The 21,383-nt window shown below is 69.2% G+C and carries 19 protein-coding genes; 15 read left to right on the forward strand and 4 right to left on the reverse strand.

The window, feature by feature from the left end; genetic code table 11:
* The first annotated feature begins 89 nt into the window (after positions 1 to 89).
* Genes CVA01_RS10420 through CVA01_RS10430 form a run of 3 tightly spaced genes read left to right on the forward strand, consistent with a single transcriptional unit; the run spans position 90 to position 1,889 of the window.
* Positions 90 to 431 carry a hypothetical protein gene (locus CVA01_RS10420; protein WP_141330563.1) on the forward strand — a complete coding sequence of 114 codons (342 nt, stop codon included), beginning with the start codon at positions 90 to 92 and terminating at the stop codon, positions 429 to 431.
* Complete coding sequence (locus tag CVA01_RS15065; RefSeq protein ID WP_176586716.1) at positions 428 to 1,504, forward strand: hypothetical protein; 1,077 nt, start codon at positions 428 to 430, stop codon at positions 1,502 to 1,504. Before CVA01_RS10420 ends, CVA01_RS15065 begins: the two co-directional genes overlap by 4 nt.
* Positions 1,505 to 1,538: 34 nt before the next feature.
* Positions 1,539 to 1,889, forward strand: coding sequence for a hypothetical protein (locus CVA01_RS10430; RefSeq protein WP_041630153.1), 351 nt, complete (start codon positions 1,539 to 1,541; stop codon positions 1,887 to 1,889).
* A 7-nt stretch (positions 1,890 to 1,896) separates the two neighbouring features.
* On the opposite strand, the gene CVA01_RS10435 is transcribed toward CVA01_RS10430, so the two are convergent.
* Positions 1,897 to 2,850: a dienelactone hydrolase family protein gene (locus CVA01_RS10435; protein ID WP_373862677.1), complete on the reverse strand. Its 954-nt coding sequence runs from the start codon at positions 2,848 to 2,850 to the stop codon at positions 1,897 to 1,899.
* A 152-nt stretch (positions 2,851 to 3,002) separates the two neighbouring features.
* On the opposite strand from CVA01_RS10435, the gene glmS reads away from it, so the two are divergent.
* The 6 genes from glmS (at position 3,003) to groL (ending at position 11,265) form a co-directional block, all read left to right on the forward strand.
* The gene (glmS, locus tag CVA01_RS10440) at positions 3,003 to 4,886 is read left to right on the forward strand and encodes a glutamine--fructose-6-phosphate transaminase (isomerizing) (RefSeq protein ID WP_141330565.1); all 1,884 of its coding nucleotides are present in this window, start codon (positions 3,003 to 3,005) and stop codon (positions 4,884 to 4,886) included.
* 61 nt (positions 4,887 to 4,947) lie between these two features.
* Positions 4,948 to 6,072: an alanine racemase gene (gene alr, locus CVA01_RS10445; RefSeq protein ID WP_141330567.1), complete on the forward strand. Its 1,125-nt coding sequence runs from the start codon at positions 4,948 to 4,950 to the stop codon at positions 6,070 to 6,072.
* A gap of 3 nt (positions 6,073 to 6,075) precedes the next feature.
* Positions 6,076 to 6,654 carry a tRNA (adenosine(37)-N6)-threonylcarbamoyltransferase complex ATPase subunit type 1 TsaE gene (gene tsaE / locus CVA01_RS10450; RefSeq protein WP_244938259.1) on the forward strand — a complete coding sequence of 193 codons (579 nt, stop codon included), beginning with the start codon at positions 6,076 to 6,078 and terminating at the stop codon, positions 6,652 to 6,654.
* A 211-nt stretch (positions 6,655 to 6,865) separates the two neighbouring features.
* Positions 6,866 to 9,214, forward strand: coding sequence for a tRNA (adenosine(37)-N6)-threonylcarbamoyltransferase complex transferase subunit TsaD (tsaD, locus tag CVA01_RS10455; RefSeq protein WP_141330569.1), 2,349 nt, complete (start codon positions 6,866 to 6,868; stop codon positions 9,212 to 9,214).
* A gap of 127 nt (positions 9,215 to 9,341) precedes the next feature.
* Positions 9,342 to 9,641: a co-chaperone GroES gene (groES, locus tag CVA01_RS10460; protein WP_014010793.1), complete on the forward strand. Its 300-nt coding sequence runs from the start codon at positions 9,342 to 9,344 to the stop codon at positions 9,639 to 9,641.
* 7 nt (positions 9,642 to 9,648) lie between these two features.
* Positions 9,649 to 11,265 carry a chaperonin GroEL gene (gene groL, locus CVA01_RS10465; protein ID WP_141330571.1) on the forward strand — a complete coding sequence of 539 codons (1,617 nt, stop codon included), beginning with the start codon at positions 9,649 to 9,651 and terminating at the stop codon, positions 11,263 to 11,265.
* Positions 11,266 to 11,650: 385 nt separating this feature from the next.
* Here groL and CVA01_RS10470 read toward each other — a convergent pair whose 3' ends face one another.
* A complete protein-coding gene (locus CVA01_RS10470) occupies positions 11,651 to 11,998 on the reverse strand; it encodes a WhiB family transcriptional regulator (protein WP_014010791.1) in 348 nt (115 codons plus the stop codon).
* Between the two features lie 427 nt (positions 11,999 to 12,425).
* On the opposite strand from CVA01_RS10470, the gene shbA reads away from it, so the two are divergent.
* Together shbA and CVA01_RS10480 are read left to right on the forward strand one after the other, a co-directional pair.
* Positions 12,426 to 13,025, forward strand: a complete 600-nt coding sequence (shbA, locus tag CVA01_RS10475) for an RNA polymerase sigma factor ShbA (RefSeq protein ID WP_014010790.1) — start codon at positions 12,426 to 12,428, stop codon at positions 13,023 to 13,025.
* Entirely contained in the window at positions 13,022 to 13,885 is an 864-nt protein-coding gene (locus tag CVA01_RS10480) for a hypothetical protein (RefSeq protein ID WP_141330573.1), read from the forward strand. The genes shbA and CVA01_RS10480 overlap by 4 nt, the downstream gene beginning before the upstream one ends.
* Positions 13,886 to 13,928: 43 nt before the next feature.
* Here the strand turns inward: CVA01_RS10480 and CVA01_RS10485 are convergent, their stop codons facing one another.
* On the reverse strand, positions 13,929 to 14,345 hold the full coding sequence (locus CVA01_RS10485) for a DUF5319 domain-containing protein (protein ID WP_141330575.1): 417 nt from the start codon (positions 14,343 to 14,345) through the stop codon (positions 13,929 to 13,931).
* A gap of 135 nt (positions 14,346 to 14,480) precedes the next feature.
* Between CVA01_RS10485 and guaB the strand changes: the two genes are divergently transcribed.
* The 4 genes from guaB to guaA all read left to right on the forward strand — a co-directional run bounded on the left by guaB (position 14,481) and on the right by guaA (position 20,801).
* A complete protein-coding gene (guaB, locus tag CVA01_RS10490; protein WP_041630714.1) occupies positions 14,481 to 16,010 on the forward strand; it encodes an IMP dehydrogenase in 1,530 nt (509 codons plus the stop codon).
* A gap of 27 nt (positions 16,011 to 16,037) precedes the next feature.
* Positions 16,038 to 17,195 (forward strand): GuaB3 family IMP dehydrogenase-related protein, encoded by a 1,158-nt coding sequence (locus CVA01_RS10495; RefSeq protein ID WP_073883343.1) that lies wholly within the window; start codon positions 16,038 to 16,040, stop codon positions 17,193 to 17,195.
* Positions 17,196 to 17,308: 113 nt separating this feature from the next.
* Entirely contained in the window at positions 17,309 to 19,201 is a 1,893-nt protein-coding gene (locus tag CVA01_RS10500) for an amino acid transporter (protein WP_141330608.1), read from the forward strand.
* A 10-nt stretch (positions 19,202 to 19,211) separates the two neighbouring features.
* On the forward strand, positions 19,212 to 20,801 hold the full coding sequence (gene guaA, locus CVA01_RS10505) for a glutamine-hydrolyzing GMP synthase (RefSeq protein WP_141330577.1): 1,590 nt from the start codon (positions 19,212 to 19,214) through the stop codon (positions 20,799 to 20,801).
* A gap of 92 nt (positions 20,802 to 20,893) precedes the next feature.
* Here the strand turns inward: guaA and CVA01_RS10510 are convergent, their stop codons facing one another.
* Complete coding sequence (locus tag CVA01_RS10510) at positions 20,894 to 21,331, reverse strand: hypothetical protein (RefSeq protein ID WP_082796349.1); 438 nt, start codon at positions 21,329 to 21,331, stop codon at positions 20,894 to 20,896.
* Positions 21,332 to 21,383 lie beyond the last annotated feature (52 nt).

The raw sequence follows: 21,383 nt of genomic DNA on the forward strand, positions 1-21,383 counted from the left end.
GGGTACCGGGGGAACCTTCCCGGCCCCGGTGGAGTCCAACAGTGGTATGACTGTCCGCCGTTGGGGCGCGGCAGGGGAGGAGGACCACTGTGAAGACCCGTACGGACAGGATGTCCGTGGACCCGGACAGGGGGAGGGACGCCGTCGCCGCTGCACTGGCCGCGGTCGACGCCGTCGGACCGGGGACGCATCCACCAACGTCAGGAACGTCCCCCGAGGCGTCCTTCGGACGGGGCCTGGGGGCCAGGGGAGCGGCTGTCGTCGCACTGCTGTCCGGGGCACAGGACACCCGGGCACGGCACCTGCGCAGGATCCGGGCGGGACTGGAGGACGCCAGACAGTCGGTGCAACGAATCTCCGGGGCGGACCACCGAGCGGCAGGGGCGGTCGCAGACGCCGGGAAACCGACCGGGGACGGTGATCACCGGTGACCACTGTCGACACCACTCGGACGGACGTCGCCCTCGGCACACTCGCCGCCACTGCGGAACAGACCGGCTGCCCACCTGAACCGGTGCGGCGGATGTGCGACCTGGCGGACTTCACCCGGGGCATGGACACCACCGCCATCACCGCGATCGCCGGTGCCGGCAGCATGGCCATGGACGCCGCCGCCCAGATCGCCCCACTTGTCACCGAGGCGGCCGGGGCACTCGACGGCATCGGCGGAGGGGTGCCGAGCCAGGGCCTCTATGGCGCCGGGGACGCCCTGGCCTCCCACACAGGGCTCTGCCAGGACGCGGTGAACTCGGTGGGCAGCTGTGCCGGGGCGATGGACCAGCTGACCGTCGGCTGCGCGGGGGAGATCAGTGCGCTGGTCGAGGAGGTGTGCGGACTGGCGTCCACCGCCCTGGCCTGTGGCGCCGGGGACGCCGCCGCCGGGATGGTGGAGGGGGCGGTGACGGCGGTGTCCGAGATGCTCGGTCAGCGCAACAGCGGACTGGAGGCCCTGGTCGACATCACTGTCGGTGACTGTCTCCCTGCCGCTGACGACATGCTCCTCACCGGTGCAGCCGGTGCAGCCGGACTGGCACTGGGGGTCGGTGCCGCCGTCGTCGTCGGTGGCGCCGTGGAGCTGGCGGCGGAGTTCACCGCGGACACGTCCGTCGAGCCGTCGGGCTGCCCGGAACAGACACCTGAGCCGGCCTGTCCGGAACCCCGGCCGGAACCCCAGCCGGAGCCGGAATGCGTCGAGCCGGCCGCTGAACCGGAACCCGCACCGGAACCCGCACCGGAACCCGCACCGGAATCCAGCGTGGACCCGGTCCACGGTTTCGACAAGGCAGACCGGGTGCCGGACGCTCCGGGAAGCCCGGCCACCGTCGCCGACCAGCCGGTCTCGCCGGCCGCTGTCGGGGAGACCCCGGAGACCGGGGTACCGGCTGCACCACCGGAGGCATCCTCGGCCACGGACGCCGCGACTGACGGCTGGAACCCGGATATCTGGACCACCGGAACCGGCGACCCCACCGGAACCGCGCCCGAGTCCGCCGATGCCTGGTGACCGGCACCGGGCCCACCTGAACAGGAGAGAGAACGTGACAGAGATCGCACGCCCCACACAGATGAGTGACACGCACCGGGCGGTGATGGACGAGTACCTCGGCAGTATGCGCCGGGTCAGCGAGGACTTCGTCGAGGCCTACCGCGCCCAGACCGAGGTTCTGCGGAAGTTCACCGCCGAGGTGGAGGCGGTGATGGCGGACAAGGATCTTCCGGACAACCTCCGCCGGAGCCTCGAAAAGGTTGCCGAACAGGCGGACCGGGGCGGGACTGCTGAGGAGCCCGCCCCGACATCCCGTCCGTCACCCCCGCAGACGGACCACCGGACCCCTACGGTCCGGCAGGGAAGGTCTCCCGACGACCTGTTCAACGCCCGGGTCCACTGACCGCAGGTCAGCGGTGCAGGATCGCGTCCTGCAGCTTCTCGCCCGGGTCGAAGAACTCGGGGAAGGACTCGAAGAGTTCCCGACGCGTCGCCGTCGAGGTGCCCTTGATGTCGGGGAGGTCCGCACCGAACCGGTGCAGCGGGGTGAAGGCCTTCGCCTCCCTGGTGTCCACCGCGCCGTCGCCGGCGATGAAGCCGATGATGAGGGCACGGATCAGGTCCTGGACGGCGAACTCGAGGCCCGCACCACCGAGGCCGACCTTGCGCAGCACCGGCTCGCTGAACCCGGCCGGGCTGCCCTTGAGGATCTTCCGGTAACCCACCGGGCCACGCCAGTTCGCCGCGAGGCGTCCCGCGTTGCCGGTGGGTACCGATCCGGGGCGCCCCGCATCCAGCACGAGGGCGGGTGCCTCGACGACACGGGCGGCCTCGTAGCAGCTCGGGGTGGTGTCCGAGGGGTACACGGCGATGACGCCGGCCAGGGACGGGGTGTCGCCGGACCCCGGGGAGGTGACCGGGCGACCCGTGGCCGTCAGTACCGCCGCACCGGCGCCCATGCCGTGACCGGCGAGGTACAGACGGTTGACGTCGACGACCGTGGCACCGTCACCGAGCTTCACGCCGGCGAGGATCGTCAGCGAGGACTCCAGGTCGGCGGCGAAACCACGGTGGTCGGGCCGGAAGCCGGTCTCGGTGTCCGGGGCTGCCACGGCGATACCCCAGCTCGCGAGGTTCCGCAGCGTGACGTGGTACGCGTCCGCGGAGATCCGCCAGTCGTGCGCGAACACCAGACCGGGCACCGAGGTGCGCTTCTTACGGCCGGTGCGTCCGGCACCACCGGATCCGTTGACAGGGACGTAGACCCGCCCCGGCAGTCCGGCGACACCGAGGTCGCCGACCCGGACGTCGTAGGGACCGGGCCTGCCGAGTCGGGCGATCAGGTTCTTCACATTCTCAGCCACGGTCCCAATACTAGGGGATGGGTATGCCGGAGGGTCCGGACCCGTGCATACCGAGGGCATACCGAGGGCATACCGAGGACTTCCCGGCCCCGTACCGGCATGGGGCCTACCGGAGTAACCCCCCGAACGTCCGTCTCGGTAGGGTGGTCCGCATGTGTGGAATCGTTGGTTACGTCGGAGATGCGGCACGTAACGTCAGTGCGCTCGACATCGGTCTGGACGCGCTGGCGCGTATGGAGTACCGGGGGTATGACTCCGCGGGAATCGCGGTGGTGCGTCCCGGTGAGCTCGAGGTGGAGAAGAAGGCCGGCAAACTGGCGAACCTGCTGGACCAGATCGACGCGGCCGGGGGCAGGGACAGTGACCGCTTCGCCGGTGCGACCTGCATCGGACACACCCGTTGGGCCACCCACGGCCGCCCGAACGACTCGAACGCCCACCCGCACGTCTCCTATGACGGCAAGGCCGCGATCGTCCACAACGGCATCATCGAGAACTTCGCCGAGCTGCGCGCCGAGATCGAGGCCGCCGGTATCGAGCTGACCAGTGAGACCGACTCCGAGGTCGCCGCCCACCTCGTCGCCCTGGCCTACAACGGTGGCCCGACCGCCGGCGACTTCGAGGCGTCCGCCCTCGCGGTGCTGCGTCGTCTCGAGGGTGCCTTCACCCTCCTGTTCACCCACGTCGACGAGCCGGGCAAGATCGTCGCCGGACGCCGTTCCACCCCGCTGATCGTCGGCGTCGGTGAGGACGAGATGTTCCTCGGTTCCGATGTCGCCGCCTTCATCGCCCACACCCGCAAGGCCGTCGAGCTCGGTCAGGACAACGTCGTCGTCATCACCAGGGACGACTACCGGGTCATGGACTTCGACGGCACCCCAACCGAGGGTCGACCCTTCGACATCGACTGGGACCTGGAGGCCGCCGAGAAGGGCGGTTTCGACTCCTTCATGATGAAGGAGATCTTCGAGCAGCCCGCCGCCATCCGCGACACCCTCGCCGGCCACTTCGTCGACGGCCACGTCGTCCTCGACGAGCAGCGCATCTCCGACGAGGACCTGCGCCAGGTGGAGAAGGTCTTCGTCGTCGCCTGTGGCTCGGCCTACCACTCCGGCCTGCTGGCCAAGTACGCCATCGAGCACTGGGTGCGGCTGCCTGTCGAAATCGAGGTCGCCAGTGAGTTCCGCTACCGTGACCCGGTACTCGACAAGCAGACCCTCGTCGTCGCCGTCTCCCAGTCCGGTGAGACCGCCGACACCCTCGAGGCGGTCCGCCACGCCAAGTCCCAGGGCGCGCGCGTTCTGGCGGTCTGCAACACCAACGGTTCGCAGATCCCCCGCGAGTCGGACGCCGTGCTCTACACCCACGCCGGCCCGGAGATCGGCGTGGCGTCCACCAAGGCCTTCCTCGCACAGATCGCGGCGAACTACATCGTCGGTCTGGCGCTGGCGCAGGCCCGTGGCACGAAGTACCCTGACGAGATCGAGGACATCTTCGACCAGCTCGAGGCCATCCCGGCGAAGATCGAGAAGACGCTGGAGCTCAAGGACCGGATCCACGGACTCGCCGAGGAACTCGGCCCGATCCCGACGATGCTCTTCCTCGGCCGCCACGTCGGCTACCCGGTGGCGTTGGAGGGCGCGCTCAAGCTCAAGGAACTGGCCTACATCCACGCCGAAGGCTTCCCCGCCGGGGAGCTCAAGCACGGCCCGATCGCGCTGATCGAGGACGACCTGCCGGTCGTCGTCGTGGTGCCTTCCCCGCAGGGACGCGAGATCCTGCACTCCAAGATCGTCACGAACATCCAGGAGATCCGGGCCCGCGGCGCGAAGACCATCGTCATCGCCGAAGAGGGCGACGAGTCGGTGAAGCCCTACGCGAACTTCCTGCTCGAGATCCCGGCCTCCGGCACGCTGCTGCAGCCGCTGCTGTCCACGGTGCCGCTGCAGTTCCTCTCCGCCGAGATCGCCCGCCAGTGCGGCAACACCGACATCGACAAGCCCCGCAACCTGGCCAAGTCGGTCACCGTCGAGTAGCCACCACACAGAACGAAGGAACGGAACCACGAACACCACGCACGTCCTCGCTGAAACAGTCATCGACCTCAATGCGGTGGCGCACAATGTGCGCACGTTGGCGGGGCTCGTCGCCCCGGCCGGCGTCATGGCCGTGGTGAAGGCCGACGCCTACAACCACGGCATGGCCGATGTGGCCCGTACCGCGGTGGACGCCGGCGCCGCAGAGCTCGGCGTCGCCACCCTCGGTGAGGCTCTCGCGCTGCGGGACGCCGGGGTCAGCGCCCCGGTCACCGCGTGGATATGGATCGTCGGGGAGGACCTGCGCGGGGCCGCCGAACAGGACATCACCCTCGGCATCCCCTCGCTGGCGCACCTGGAGGCCGCGGTTACCACCGCCGCCGGGTCCGCCGAGGCAGGACGCCCGCTGAAGGTCGGTCTGATGGTGGACACCGGACTGTCCCGCTCCGGCATCAGCCCGACGGAGTGGCCCGCCGCCCTGGACGCCGCCGAGGCCGCGGTCGACGCCGGACTGATCGACGTCACCGGCCTGTTCTCCCACTTCGCCAGTGCGGATGACCCGATGTCACCGACGACGGATCTGCAGGAGAAGCGGTTCTCCGCCCGGATCGGGGAGTGCCGTGCCCGTGGCATCGACGTCCCGGTCAACCACATCGCCAACACCCCGGCAGCCCTCTCGCGGGTCGACCTGCGCCACGAGATGGTGCGTCCCGGCGTCGGGATCTACGGGGTGGACCCGTGTGCGATCCCCAGCGGCGTGGAGCTGCGTCCCGCGATGACGCTGCGCGCGAAGGTCGTCACCACCCGCATCGTCGAGAAGGGTGAGGGTGTCAGCTACGGTCACCACTGGATCGCTCCGGAGGACCACTGCACCGCTGTGGTCGCCATGGGCTACGCCGACGGCCTGCCCCGGGCGATGTCCGGCAACTTCGGCGTGGCCATCGACGGCACCTGGTACCCGCAGATCGGTCGGGTCTGCATGGACCAGATCGTCGTCGACCTCGGGCCCGTGGCTGACGAGGGCCCGGGCGCGTCGGTGCGTCCCGGCGACTGGGCGGTCATCTTCGGCGAGGGAGGACGCAGCGTCCGCGAGATCGCGGACGCCGCGGGCACCATCGACTACGAGATCCTCACCATGCCGCGCGGCGGCCGTGTCGCCCGCCGGACCATTCCTGTGGCGGAGTGAACCGTGGGCGCCGACTTCACCGCTGACTTCACCGCCCCGTCCGGGACAGCGCCGGCGTCCTCCGCCGAGGCCATGCGCGACCTCGGCGAGCAGCTCGGCGCGGTTCTGCAGGCCGGTGACGTGGTCGTGCTCACCGGGCCGCTGGGTGCGGGGAAGACCACCTTCACCCAGGGACTCGTCCGCGGACTGGGGGCGACGGGGCGCGTGCAGTCGCCGACGTTCACCATCATCCGCGAGCACAAGGCAGGCACCCGTTCCGACGGTTCCGCCGGGGTCGGCCTGCTCCACATGGACGCCTACCGGCTGCTCGGGGACGCCGTGCACACCGCCGTCAGTGAGGGCGGGGCGGACATCCCCCGTGAGGCGGTACTCGACATCCTGGAGTCCCTCGACGTCGATGACGACCTGGGGGACCGGGTGCTCGTCGCGGAGTGGGGCAGGGGAGTGGTGGAGACGTTGTCGACCCGGGTCATCGACGTGGAGATCGTGCGCGACGGCGGAGACGGTAGCGGGAACCCTGATGCTCTGGCTGACGATGATGAACCCCGTGACCTGCGGTGGACCTGGCTCGACCGGCACTAGTCACTGTTTGTGACTCCCCCTTAGTTAAACCCCCGACAGGGTTCTCCGGGGGAAATAAGGCGCACGGGATTGTGTAGATGACGCATCAGGTGCATAATGGGTCTCGGATCACTGTGAGGGGTGTATCCAACAGGAACCCCGCTGCAAATGGAGAGTGCAGCGGGGTTCCGCCTTATCTTCACCGGGGGCGGGGGAAGTAGAATCCGTGGTCATGCATGTTCTCTCGGTCGACACGTCCACCTCCTATGTCATCGCCGGAGTGGTCGAGGTCTCTGAAGACGCCGTCCGCACCCTCGCCCACCGCACCGAGCTCAACCCGCGCGGGCACATGGAGGTGCTCACCCCGAACATCGTCGACTGCCTCGCGCAGGCGGGTCTGAGCCCCGCCGACCTGGACGCCGTCGTGGTCGGTACCGGCCCCGGCCCGTTCACCGGCCTGCGGGTCGGCATGGCCACCGGTGCGGCCTTCGGTGAGGCGCTGAACATCCCGGTCCACGGCGTTGAGAGCCACGTCGCCACCGCCTGCTCCACGGGAACCCCCGACTCGTCGCCCGTCCTGGTGGTCTCCGATGCCCGACGCCGCGAGTGGTACTGGTCCGTGGTGGACGCCACCACCGCCGCCATCGTCGACGGACCGTCAGTCTCCGCCCCCGGCGTCCTCACCGACCGTCATCCGGACGCCACCGTGCTCGCCGCCCGCGAGATCGCAGCGAAGCCCGAGCTGGTGCCCGCCTCCTGGAATGTCACCGACGAGGACGCCCACCCCACGCCCGAGGGCCTGGTCACCGCCGCCCTCCGCCGCCACACCCTCGCCGGACTCCGACGCCCCGGCGAGCCGCTGGGTGCGCTCTACCTGCGCCGTCCGGATGCCGTCGTGCCGACCCGCAAACCGGTCTCCGAGGCCCTGGATTTCAGCGGTGTCGATCTTGCCGAGGCGGTCGGGGCCCCGGTCGTCGCCGCCCTGACCGTGGAGGACGCCGAGGCCTGCGCCACCATCGAGGAGTCCGTCTTCGCCGGCGATTCCCCGTGGTCGGCGGCTGCCTTCCGCTCGGAGATCGCCGCCCCACACACCCGCTACATCGGCCTGTTCCGGGAGGGCACCCTGCTGGGCTTCGCCGGCCTGGCCATGGCCGGCCCGCTGGACGACCCCGAGTTCGAGGTCCACACCATCGCCCTGTCCCCGGACGCGCAGGGGCACGGCTGGTCGAAACTGCTCATGGACCCGCTGATCGAACTCGCCGACCGGCACGGTGGCCCGGTCTTCCTCGAGGTCCGCACCGACAGCGAGCCCGCCGTCGGTCTCTACCGCACCTACGGATTCACCGTCACCGGCACCCGGAGGGGCTACTACCAGCCCTCCGGGGCGGACGCCTTCACCATGCACCGCCCCGCGGCCGTGCAACCCTCGGTGGTGACCGACAACGCCGTCGCCCCGGCGTCCACCCCGCGCATCATCCTGGGTATCGAGAGTTCCTGTGACGAGACCGGCGTCGGCATCGTCGAACTGGGGGAGCACGAGGGCCAGACCCGCGTCACACAGATCAGCAACAGGGTGGCGTCCTCCATGGAGCAGCACGCCCGCTTCGGCGGCGTGGTCCCCGAGATCGCCTCGCGAGCCCACCTGGAGGCGCTCGTGCCGACCCTGCAGGCCGCCCGCGCCGACCTGGAGAAGGCCACCGGACGCACCCGCCCGGACGCCGTCTCCGCGACCGTCGGGCCGGGGCTGGCCGGTGCCCTGCTCGTCGGCGCCGCCGCAGCAAAGGCCTGTGCCGCAGCCTGGGAGGTGCCTTTCTACGGGGTCAACCACCTCGGTGGCCACGTCGCCGTGGACACCCTCCACACCGGCGACGCCTACGGCGGGAACCGGGACGCCGACATCCCCGACGACCTGCCCCATGCCGTCGCCCTGCTGGTCAGTGGCGGTCACACCCAGATCCTCGAGGTCCACGGTGTGGGTAAGCCGATGCGTGAGCTCGGCTCCACCCTCGACGATGCCGCCGGCGAGGCCTACGACAAGGTTGCCCGCCTGCTCGGTCTCGGCTACCCGGGTGGCCCGGTCATCGACCGGCTCGCGGCGAACGGCGACCCGACCGCCGTGCCCTTCCCGCGTGGCCTGTCGAAGAAGTCGGACCCCGCCTACGACTTCTCCTTCTCCGGGTTGAAGACCGCGGTGGCCCGTTTCGTCGAACAGGCGGACCGGCGTGGGGAGACCGTCGCCGTCGAGGACCTCTGCGCGTCCTTCCAGGAGGCCGTGGTCGACGTGCTGACCGCCAAGGCGGTGAAGGCCTGCCGCGACACCGGGGCGTCCGTCCTGCTGCTCGGCGGGGGAGTGTCGGCGAACCGCCGGTTGCGCGCCCTGGCCGCGGCACGTTGCGCCTCCGCCGGGGTGACGCTGCACGTCCCTCCGCTGCCGTTGTGCACCGACAACGGCGTGATGATCGCGACACTGGCCGCCCACCTTATCGGGGCGGGGACCGCGCCGAGTGGACTGCGGGTCGCGACCGACCCGTCGATGGACGTCGAAGTTCCCGTGCTGGCACTCGGAGAGGTTGAGCGTTAGCACTCAACCAGGGTAGAGTGCCAGGAGGTTGCAAGACACACAGTTGTTCACCCGCGACGACGGCTGTGCAGGCTCACCAACCGGCACAAGCAAACTCATTCGGACTGAATACACGGAGGTATTCATCGTGGCCAACGTCAACATCAAGCCCCTCGAGGACCGCGTCCTCGTCCAGATCGTCGAGGCTGAGACCACCACCGCGTCCGGTCTGGTCATCCCGGACTCCGCCAAGGAGAAGCCGCAGGAGGCCACCGTCGTCGCCGTCGGACCGGGCCGCTGGGCCGATGACGACGACCGCATCCCGATGGACGTCAAGGAGGGCGACACCGTCGTCTTCTCCCGCTACGGCGGCACCGAGCTCAAGTACGACGGCCAGGAGTACCTGCTCCTGAGCCAGCGCGACATCCTCGCCGTCATCGAGAAGTAGGAGCCCCATGTCGAAGCTCATCGCATTTGACCAGGAGGCCCGTGAAGGCCTCCAGCGCGGTGTCGACACGTTGGCGGACTCCGTGCGCGTCACCCTCGGCCCCAAGGGCCGGAACGTCGTGCTCGACAAGGCCTTCGGTGGCCCGACCGTCACCAACGACGGCGTCACCATCGCCCGCGACATCGATCTCGAGGACCCCTTCGAGAACCTCGGTGCCCAGCTGGTGAAGTCGGTCGCCATCAAGACCAACGACATCGCCGGTGACGGCACCACCACCGCCACCCTGCTGGCACAGGCCCTCATCAACGAGGGCATGCGGATCGTCGCCGCCGGCGCCAACCCGCTGGAGCTCAACCGTGGCATCGACGCCGCCGCCGAGAAGGCCCTGGCGTCCCTGCGCGAGCGCGCCCAGCCGGTCGCCGACAGCTCCGCGATCGCCAACGTCGCCACCGTCTCCTCCCGTGACGCCGAGATCGGCGCCAAGGTCTCCGAGGCCATGGACAAGGTCGGCAAGGACGGCGTCCTCACCGTCGAAGAGTCGCAGTCCATCTCCGACGAACTCGTCGTCACCGAGGGTGTCTCCTTCGACAAGGGCTACCTGTCCCCCTACTTCGCCACCGAAGAGGAGACCGGCCACGCCGTCCTTGAGAACGCCCTGGTGCTCCTTGTCCGCGAGAAGATCAGCTCCCTGCCCGACTTCCTGCCCGTCCTGGAGCAGGTCGCCAAGTCCGGCAAGGAACTGTTCATCGTCGCCGAGGACGTCGAGGGTGAGCCGCTGCAGATGCTCGTCGTGAACTCCATCCGTAAGTCCATCAAGGTCGTCGCCGTGAAGGCGCCGTACTTCGGTGACCGACGGAAGGCCTTCATGGACGACCTCGCCGTCGTCACCGGCGGTTCCGTCGTGGACAAGGAGATCGGCGGCAACCTTTCCGAGGTGAAGATCGAGGATCTCGGCACCGCCCGCCGGATCACGGTCACCAAGGACGAGACGGTCATCGTCGACGGTGCGGGTACCGCCGCGGACCTCGAGGCCCGCCGTACCCAGATCCGTTCCGAGATCGAGAAGACCGATTCCACCTGGGACCGGGAGAAGCTCGAGGAGCGACTGGCCAAGCTGTCCGGAGGTGTCGCCGTCATCCGTGCCGGTGGCGCCACCGAGACCGAGGTCAACGAGCGCAAGCTGCGCATCGAGGACGCCATCAACGCCGCCCGTGCCGCCGCCCAGGAAGGTGTGATCGCCGGTGGCGGTTCCGTCCTGGTGCAGATCGCCGCGGAGCTCGACGAGTTCGCCGCGTCCTTCGAGGGTGATCAGGCCGTCGGTGTGAAGGCCCTGGCCCGCGCACTGCGCCGTCCCGCCTTCTGGATCGCCGACAACGCCGGTCTCGACGGCGCCGTGGTGGTCTCCAAGATCGCCGAGCGCGCCAACGGTGAGGGCTTCAACGCCGCCACCGGCGAGTACGGCAACCTGCTCGAGCAGGGCATCATCGACCCGGTGAAGGTCACCCACTCGGCGGTCGTCAACGCGACCTCCGTGGCGCGGATGGTCCTGACCACCGAGACCGCCGTCGTGGACAAGCCCGCTGTGGCTGCCCCCGCCGCGGCCGGCCACGGTCACCACCACTAGGCGCTGAGACGCCGGGCCTGCCGGGCCTGCCGGGCCCGCCGGACACACTGAGAGGCACGGTCCCCGTCACGGGGGCCGTGCCTCTCTGCTGTGCGTGGTCGTCCTGTGTCTTCCTGTGTCGTTCTGTCTCGTCTGGTGCGGTCTGGTGCGGTCTGATGTTGTACCGCGTCAGTGTCCGGACGCTCGACCGGAGGTACGGGCGCTTCAGGGTGATTCGCCGTGAATGCCATCCGGTTCGGTTCAGCGCCATCGGGCTGTGTCGATCCGGGCGGGGAAACCGTCCCAGCCGGATGGTGCTGGACGCAACCCGATGGCGCAGGGTAGGTGCGGGGTAGGGGAGAGTCGGTGGCGGCGTCCTCAATGAGGGGACGGACGTCCCCGCGTCCTACGCGGAGACGTGGACCTCGCGGGCGGTGCGGCTCGCCCCGCCAGTGACGCGGCCCACGACCCGACCGGCGCGCTGACGGCGGTCGGCGGCGGCGCGCTCGGACTCGCTCATCCCGCCCCAGATGCCGTAGACCTCGCCGACGGCCAGGGCGTGGTCGCGGCACTGTACCAGCACCGGGCACTCGCGGCAGATCGCCTTGGCGCGGTGCTCGCGCATGGTCCGGGCCCGGCCACGCTCGCCGTCCGGGTGGAAGAACACGGCGGAGGCCGCACCCCGGCAGGCGCCGCGGAGCTGCCACTCCCAGAAATCAGAGGTCGGTCCAGGAAGCTGGCTCGGCTGCGGCATGGTGATTCTCCTCGTGTCTGAAGTCTGTCTGGAGTCTTTCCCCGGATCACACTGTCGTGATCCGATGACCACAGCTTCGCGGCCGCTCGTGAACGCCACGTAACAGCCTGTTGTCGAGAAGATGCCGAATGTTCGGACTGTGTGTCCGTAACCGGGTAATCCCTGTGTGTCCCGCATTTCGTCGGGAAACACACGTTAGGACAGGTTTTCTGCGACGGCAGCGCGAATCGTCGGATGCTACCCCTGTGAGGGGGTGGTCAGGGGCGACATGCTTTCAGAAACGATCCTTCGGGCACGGTCCGAGTCCCGTCGTCAGGTGCTCGTACGGTGTTCGTACGGTGCCGTTCCACAATCGGACCTGTGGTAATTTTCACCGGTGGCCCTGTCATGAGAGGGGGCGTCGAGAGCGACAGATGAAGACAGGACGATGAAGGCTACTGACGATACGGACGCACAGCTCTCGCGGCTGGTCCCGTCAGCGGTGAACGGGGACCGGAGGGCTCTCCAGCAGGTCATCGACATCATCCACCCTGCTGTTCTCCGTTACTGTCGCCTGCGCATCCCCGCCACGCGGTACCCGACCCCCGAAGACCTCACCCAGGAGATATGCCTCGCTGTGGCGAGGGCCCTGCCCGGATACCGGGAGGAGGGCCGCCCCTTCATGGCCTTCGTCTACCGCATCGCCGCCAACAAGATCGTGGACGCCCGCCGCTCCCAGGGGCGTGACCTGTCGGTACCCACCGACGAGATCCCGGACAATGAAGTCACGCGGGACACCCCGGAAACGCTGACACTCGACCGGAGCTCGTGTAACGAAGTCTCCGACCTGCTCGATGTGCTGGGAGAGAAGGCACGCAGGATCGTGTCCCTCAGGGTCTTCGGCGGGTATTCCGCCGAGGAGACCGCTGCCATGGTCGGCTCCACGGCAGGAGCGGTGCGAGTCGCACAGTTCCGGGCGCTGGCGAAGATGCGGGCGGTCCTTGAGGAACGTGACGGCGGGCACGAGGATGCGAGGACACAGGAATGAACGACCGGGACATGGAGAGCGTGAACGGCGGCGGGGATGCCGACGCCGTCATCAGGCTCGACAGGCTGCTGGACGCAGTAGCCGCGGGGGAGCACCCCGAGACCGATGACAAGCTTATCGGCCTCCTCGCCGACGCCCGTGCGGAGCTGGACGCAGCGTCTGCCGCCGTCTCGGTCACCCCGCCGGACATCAACGCCCTGCTGGACGCGGAGAGTGCTGATACCGCTGGAGCGGCGGTCACCCCGATCGAGTCCGCACGTCACCGCCGGCTTCGCGGTCTGGGCTTCACCGGCCGTGCCGCGGCAGCCGGCGGCATCTCGGTCACCGGCATGGTGATCGCCGGTGGCGTCGCCGCGGCCATCGCCGTCGGCGGATTCGGTGTCGCCGCCTACCACGGTGCGATCCCGGGCATCCCGGCCCGTGACGCGGTCACTGACGAGCAGGAGTACCGCCCGGAGGATGGTGCGGCCACGACGTCCGAGTCCGAGCGGTCCACGACCCCCGGTGCGTCCTCGTCTGCGACCTCTGGGTCGGCGAGCGAGGAACCCTCGGAGTCCGGGACCACCAGCGGTACGGAGAGTGACGGCTCGTCGACCGAGGCCGAGGGCAGTACCGACCCGACCGAGGGCGGCGGCACCACGGAATCTACTGAAGGATCGGACGAGCCCGGGGAGCCCAGCGACCCGGACGGGACGGAGGCTCCCAGCGAGGGAGAGGACCCTACCTGGACTGAGCCGGAGACTCCGGGCGAGACGTCCGACCCCGACGTGCCGTCGGAACCGGGCGTTCCCACGAATGACAAGGTCGATGACGGCACCACCGGCCAGGCTGCGGCAGCAGCAGCCATCGCAGGCTCCTAGTTTCCAGGTCTTCCAGTCTCCTGGTCGGGGCGGTGGGGGCGGATCAGAACCGGAACCGGGGGTTGGCCCGGTGCTCCTGTTCGATCCAGTCGATGGCGTCCGCGTAGCCGGCGCAGTACTCCCAGGACACGTAGAAGTCCGGGTCGGGGGCGGCACCGGGCTCGTGGACCGGGACGGCGTCCCCGCTGAGCAGGGTCGTGATGTTGGCCAGGATGATCGGCCAGTCGTAGTAGTGGAGCTCGTCGCAGTCGTCGCAGAGCATCGAGATCCCGCGGACGCCGCGGGGTTCGAGCAGCTCGCGGAAGCGGCGGACATTGGTCAGGTCCTCCCGCAGCAGGACCCGCTCCTCATCGGAGACCGGCCCTTCGGGGTAGTCGTCGTCGGGCTCCAGGAACGACGCCGGGTCATTCGGGTCCCCGGCGAAGGGGTCCGGAGGCATCAGCGCGTCATCGTAGTTCACACCGTCCACCGTACAGGTCTGCTCCGGCACCGCATCAGAGGCGATGCTGGACCCGTGGGCGCCGGGGGTTATTCTGGTGCGTACACGGTTGCGCGGGACCGGCGACAACCACGGATGCAGGAGGAACTCAAGGGCATGACCGACGCTCAGTATGTGACCACCGGAGGCGACGACCCGCGGAAGGTGGAGCTTGTCGGCCTGACTTTCGACGACGTGCTGCTGCTTCCCGCAGCTTCGGACGTCGTCCCGTCCAATGTTGTCACCAAGACGCAGCTGACCCGCAACATCACCCTCAACGTGCCGATCATCTCCGCGGCGATGGACACCGTCACCGAAGGTCGGATGGCTGTGGCCATGGCCCGCCAGGGTGGTATGGGCATCATGCACCGCAACCTGTCGATCGCCGACCAGGCCGAGCAGGTCGAGATCGTCAAGCGCAGCGAGGCCGGCATGGTCTCCGACCCGGTGACCTGCACCCCCGACATGACCATCGCCGAGGTGGACGCGCTGTGCGCCCGCTACCGCATCTCCGGTCTGCCGGTGGTGGACGCCGAGGGCATGCTCGTCGGTATCTGCACCAACCGCGACATGCGCTTCGAGGAGGATTTCTCCGCGAAGGTCGCCGACGTCATGACTCCGATGCCGCTCATCGTCGCCGAAGAGGGTGTCTCCGCTGACGCCGCCCTGCGTCTGCTGAGCCAGCACAAGGTCGAGAAGCTGCCGATCGTCAACGGCGCGGGCAAGCTCACCGGCCTCATCACGGTCAAGGACTTCGCCAAGCGCGAGAAGTTCCCGAACGCCGCCAAAGACGGCTCCGGCCGCCTGCTCTGCGGTGCCTCCATCGGTACCGGTGAGGATTCCCTGCGCCGCGCCGGCACCCTCGTCGACGCCGGTGTGGACGCCCTCGTCGTCGACACCGCCCACGCCCACAACACCGGCGTGCTCGACATGGTCGCCCGTGTGAAGAAGGAGTTCGGCGACAAGATCGACGTCATCGGCGGCAACCTCGCCACCCGTGGTGCGGCCGAGGCCATGATCGAGGCCGGCGCGGACGCCATCAAGGTCGGTATCGGCCCGGGTTCCATCTGCACCACCCGCGTCGTCGCCGGCGTCGGTGCCCCGCAGATCACCGCGATCCTCGAGGCCGCGGTGCCCGCCCGCAAGGCCGGCGTCCCGATCATCGCCGACGGTGGCATGCAGTACTCCGGTGACATCGCCAAGGCCCTGGCCGCCGGTGCGTCCTCGGTGATGCTCGGCTCCCTGCTCGCCGGTACGACCGAGGCCCCGGGCGAGATCACCGTGGTCAACGGCAAGCAGTACAAGATGTACCGCGGCATGGGCTCGCTGGGCGCGATGAAGGGCCGTGGCCTGCACGGCGAGCAGCGCTCCTACTCCAAGGACCGCTACTTCCAGGCCGACGTCACCAGCGAGGAGAAGCTGGTGCCGGAGGGCATCGAGGGACGCATCCCCTTCCGCGGGGACGCCGGCGCGATCGTCTACCAGATGGTCGGTGGCCTGCGTGCCGCGATGGGCTACACCGGTTCCCACACGATCGCCGAGCTCAACGACGCGCACTTCGTGCAGATCACCGGTGCCGGCCTGCGTGAGTCGCACCCGCACGACATCACCATGACCGTCGAGGCCCCGAACTACTACCAGCGCTAACCAGGCGCGGATCAGAAGGATCACCACATGCAGGATCAGGTCAGCATCGGCAAGGGCCGCTCGGCCCGTCGGGTCTTCGGCCTCGACCAGGTCGACATCGTCCCGTCCCGTCGTACCCGCTCGTCCCATGACGTGGACACCACCTGGAAGATCGACGCCTACCGCTTCGACATCCCCGTGATGTCCCACCCGTCGGACGCCGTGGTCACCCCGGAGTTCGCGATCGAGTTCGGGAAGCTCGGCGGTCTGCCGGTCATCAACGCCGAGGGACTGTGGGGCCGCCAGGCCGACCTCGAGGGCGCGCTGGAGAAGGTCCGCACCGCGGCCGGCGGGGATGACCCGCTGGGTGTGCCGGAGCCGGACTTCGCGGCCCAGGCGGTGCTCCAGGAACTGCATTCCGCCCCGGTGGACGCCGGTCTGCTCGCCGAGCGGATCGCCCAGGTCCGAGACTCCGGTGTCACCTTCGGAGTGCGCGTCTCCCCGCAGCATGCCCGTGAGCTGGCCCCGGCCCTGATCAAGTCGGGTCTGGACCTGCTGGTCATCCAGGGCACGCTGATCTCCGCCCAGCACGTCTACTCCGACGGCGAGCCGCTGGACCTGCGCGAGTTCGTCGGTTCCCTCGATGCCCCGGTCATCGCCGGTGGCGTGGTGGACTACTCCACCGCCATGCACCTGATGCGCACCGGTGTCGCCGGTGTCATCGTCGGTGCCGGTACCACGACGAACACCGAGACCCTGGGCATCGACGTACCGATGGCCACCGCCATCTCGGACGCCGCGGCCGCCCGCCTGGACTACCTCGACGAGACCGGTGGACGCTACGTCCACGTCATCGCCGATTCGGAGCTGCAGTCCTCCGGCGACATCGCCAAGTCCATCGCCTGTGGTGCGGATGCGGTCTCCCTCGGTGCCCCGCTGGCTCTCGCGGAGAACTCCGGCGGACGCGGCTACTTCTGGCCGTCCGTCGCCGCCCACCCACAGCTGCCGCGTGGTGAGGTCGACGCGGTCACCGGTCTCTTCGGCTCCCCGTCCACGGACGCCCTGCCGCTGGAGAAGCTGCTCTTCGGCCCGACCGACAACCCCTACGGCCGGGAGAACCTGGTCGGTGGCCTGAAGCGGTCCATGGCCAAGTGCGGTTACACCGACCTGAAGAGCTTCCAGAAGGTGCCGCTCGTCGTCCGTTAGTTCTTTCGGAGGTTTCGGAGGTTTCCGCCGCTCACTGCGTTCCCACCCCTTGTGGAGCCGTGGTGGGCGGCGTAGCTTTTCCGTCCATGCAGAACGCACAGGCGGCATCTCAGATGCGCCTCGACGCCTTCACGGCTCAGTCACCTACCCCGCTCCGCACTGCGACGCGGGACTCCCGCCACCCCTGGTGGCAGGTTCTCTGTCTCTCCGGTGTGGACTACTTCTCCACCCTCGGCTACCAGCCGGGCATCGCCGTCGCCGCCGCCGGTGCCCTGGCCCCGGTGGCGACCGGCATCCTCGTCCTCGTCACCCTCTGCGGTGCGGTCCCCGTCTACCGGAGGATCGCCAGGGAATCGCCGGACGGACTGGGTTCCGTCGGCATGCTCGCCCGGATGGTCCCGGGGTGGAAGGGCAAACTCCTCGTCCTCGTCCTCCTCGGGTTCGCCGCCTGTGACTTCCTCATCACCATCACCCTGTCCGCCTCGGACGCCTCCACCCACCTGCTGAGCAGCTCCTCGAGTCCGTGGCTCATCCCGGTGACGTTGTCACTGCTGGCTCTTCTGGCCGTCGTCTTCTTCCGCGGGTTCACCGAAGCGGTCCGGGTGTCCGTGGTGCTTGTCATGGTCTACCTCGGACTGACCACCGTGGTGGTGGCCCGGGGCCTGTGGCGGATCGTCACCGAGGACGGACATGTCGCGCACTGGACGACGTCACTGACCGCGGAACACTCCTCGCCCTGGGCGATGCTCGCCGTGTCGGTCATCGTCTTCCCGAAGCTCGCTCTCGGCATGTCCGGGTTCGAGACCGGGGTCTCGGTCATGCCGCTGATCCGTCCGGCCGATTCGACCGACCCGGCCATGTCCCGGGAGTCCCGGATCCGGCGGGGCCGCCGGCTCATCCTCACCAGCGCGGTGGTGATGAGCGTGTTCCTCGTGGCGTCCTCGCTGTGCGTGACGATGCTGGTGCCCGGCGAAGCGCTGGAAGAGGGGGGAGCGGCGAACGGCCGGGCGCTGGCCTGGCTGGCACACGAGGAGCTGGGTGACCCGTTCGGCAATGTCTACGACACGGCGACCATCGCCATCCTGTGGTTCGCCGGTGCCTCGGCGATGGCCGGGCTGCTCGCACTGATCCCGAAGTACCTCCCGGCCTACGGCATGGCCCCGGAGTGGGCGCGACGCTCCCGTCCCATGGTCCTCGTCCTCACCGTCATCGCTGTCGCCCTGGTGATCCTCTTCCGGGCGGACGTGGACGCCCAGTCCGCCGCCTACGCCACCGGTGTCCTCGTCCTGCTGACCTCCGGTGCGGTCGCGGTGGCGGTCTCGGCGAAACGCGCCGGCCAACGGCGTCCCCACCTCCTGTTCGTGGCAGTCACCGCGGTCCTGGGCTACACGCTGCTCGCCAATGTGGTGGAACGTCCGGAGGGCGTGCGGATCGCGGTGTGGTTCATCCTCGGGATCCTTCTCGTCTCGGCGGTGTCCCGGACGCGGCGGTCCCTGGAGCTGCGCGGCAACGAGATCCGCTACGACCGGGCGGCGGAGAACATCCTGCGCACCGCGGTCGCCGGAACCGGGGAACTGCGGCTGGCCCCGTTCGCGGGGAACCGGACCGCCGGTGGGGAAGGGGTGTACGGCCGCGCGGAGCGACGGCTGCGGCAGGTGAACCGGCTCGTCGACGACCGGCCCCTGGTCTTCCTCGAGATCGTCGTGCGGGACGCCAGTGACTTCAGCCGTCCGCTGGAGGTCACCGGGCACTCGGCGGACGATGTTCCGGTGCTCCGGGTCTCGGCGACGGCGGTGCCCAACGCCATTGCCGCGCTCGCCCTCGACATCCGGGACTTCACCGGGGTCGTGCCGGACATCTACTTCAGCTGGGAGTCCGCATCGCCGGTGAGGGAGATGCTGCGGTTCCTCGCCGTGGGGCGTGGGGAGAATGCTGCGGTGACCCGCGAGATCCTGCGCCGGGCGGAACCGGAGGCGGCACGGTGCCCGCGGGTGCACGTCGGGTAGGGTTGTGGCCGTGACGCACCCAGAGAATCCCAGTACGCCGGGTAACCCACGCCCGGTCCTCGTGGTGGACTTCGGGGCCCAGTACGCGCAGCTCATCGCCCGCCGCGTCCGTGAGGCCCGGATCTACTCCGAGGTTGTCCCGCACACCATGTCCGCCGAGGACGTCGCCGCGAAGAATCCGGCGGCCCTGATCCTGTCCGGTGGCCCCTCCTCCGTCTACGCCGACGGCGCCCCGGCCCTGCAGCCCGGTCTGCTGGAGCTCGGCATCCCGGTCTTCGGCATCTGCTACGGCTTCCAGGCCATGACCCACGCCCTCGGCGGCACGGTCTCGCAGACCGGTGACCGTGAGTACGGCCGCACCGACATCACCGTCGACGGTGGTTCGCTGCACACCGGCTTCGAGGGGACCCACAAGGTCTGGATGAGCCACGGGGACGCGGTCTCCGAGGCTCCCGAGGGCTTCGAGGTCACCGCGCACTCCGAGGGTGCCCCGGTGGCGGCCTTCGAGTGCCCGGCGAAGCAGATGGCCGGTGTGCAGTACCACCCCGAGGTGCTGCACTCCCCGCACGGCCAGGAGGTGCTGACCCGCTTCCTCTACGAGACCGCCGGGCTGGAGCCGACCTGGACCGCCGGCAACATCGCCGAGCAGCTCATCGAGGCCGTCCGCGAGCAGGTCGGTCCGGAAGGTCGCGCAATCTGCGGCCTGTCCGGTGGTGTGGATTCCGCCGTGGCCGCCGCCCTCGTGCAGCGCGCCATCGGTGACCGTCTGACCTGCGTCTTCGTCGACCACGGTCTGCTGCGTAAGGGTGAGCGGGAGCAGGTCGAGACCGACTTCGTCGCCGCGACCGGTGCGAAGCTCGTCACCGTCGACGAGCGCGAGGCGTTCCTGTCGAAGCTGGCCGGGGTCAGTGACCCGGAGGCCAAGCGCAAGGCCATCGGCGCGGAGTTCATCCGCTCCTTCGAGCGCGCCGTCGCCGGCGTCCTCGGTGACGCCCCGGAGGGTTCCACCGTCGACTTCCTCGTCCAGGGCACCCTGTACCCGGACGTCGTGGAGTCCGGCGGCGGTTCCGGTACCGCGAACATCAAGAGCCACCACAACGTCGGCGGTCTGCCGGACGACGTGGAGTTCACCCTCGTCGAGCCGCTGCGTCTGCTGTTCAAGGACGAGGTCCGTGCGGTCGGCCGCGAGCTCGGTCTGCCCGAGGTCATCGTCGGCCGTCAGCCCTTCCCTGGCCCGGGCCTGGGTATCCGCATCATCGGTGAGGTCACCGCCGAGCGCCTGGACATCCTCCGTGAGGCCGACGCCATCGCCCGTGAGGAGCTCACCGCCGCCGGCCTGGACAACACGATCTGGCAGTGCCCCGTCGTGCTGCTGGCCGACGTCCGCTCCGTCGGCGTCCAGGGCGACGGCCGCACCTACGGTCACCCCGTGGTGCTGCGTCCGGTGTCCAGTGAGGACGCCATGACCGCCGACTGGACCCGCGTGCCCTACGAGACCCTCGAGGTGATCTCCACCCGCATCACCAACGAGGTGGCCGAGGTCAACCGCGTGGTGCTCGACGTGACCAGCAAGCCGCCGGGAACCATCGAGTGGGAGTGACGCGTCCCCGCTGACGCGTGACTGCGCCCCGACCGGTTGGTCTGAGACGTTCAGACCAACCGGTCGGGGCGCAGTTGTCTGTGGGGTGGGGGTCAGCTGCGGACGGGCAGCTTTTCGGCGTTCTTCGTGCCGTCGATGAAGGGGATGATCAGCCAGCTGTAGGCTGCACCGACGACGGCGATGCCGAGGCCGGCGAACCAGTTGTCCAGCTCGAATCCGGGGACGAGCATGAGGGCGAGCCACAGTGGCAGCAGCGGGATGAGCTGGCTGAATTTCGTGGCGTAGCGGTGCCCGCGGGATTCAACCGCCGTGCGCACGTCCCGACGGTAGGGGTGGCTGAAGATCCACAGCAGGCCGGCGCCGAGGAAGCCGATGAGTAGGGCGGCCTGGACGGTGCGGTCCAGGGGCGTGGCGAGTGCGCCGACGCCGAGGCCGAAGAGTGCGGCTACTCCGATCCTCAGCTCGGGCGGGGTGTCCGGGACCGGTGCGGGGGTCGGGGTGACCTTTCTCTTCCGTGCCTTGTTTGCCATGCCAGGCAGTCTACCGGGTGGGCCCGGCACCCAAGTGAGGTACGGGGAGGTG

The sequence above is a fragment of the Corynebacterium variabile genome, assembly GCF_006539825.1.
GTDB lineage: Bacteria > Actinomycetota > Actinomycetes > Mycobacteriales > Mycobacteriaceae > Corynebacterium > Corynebacterium variabile.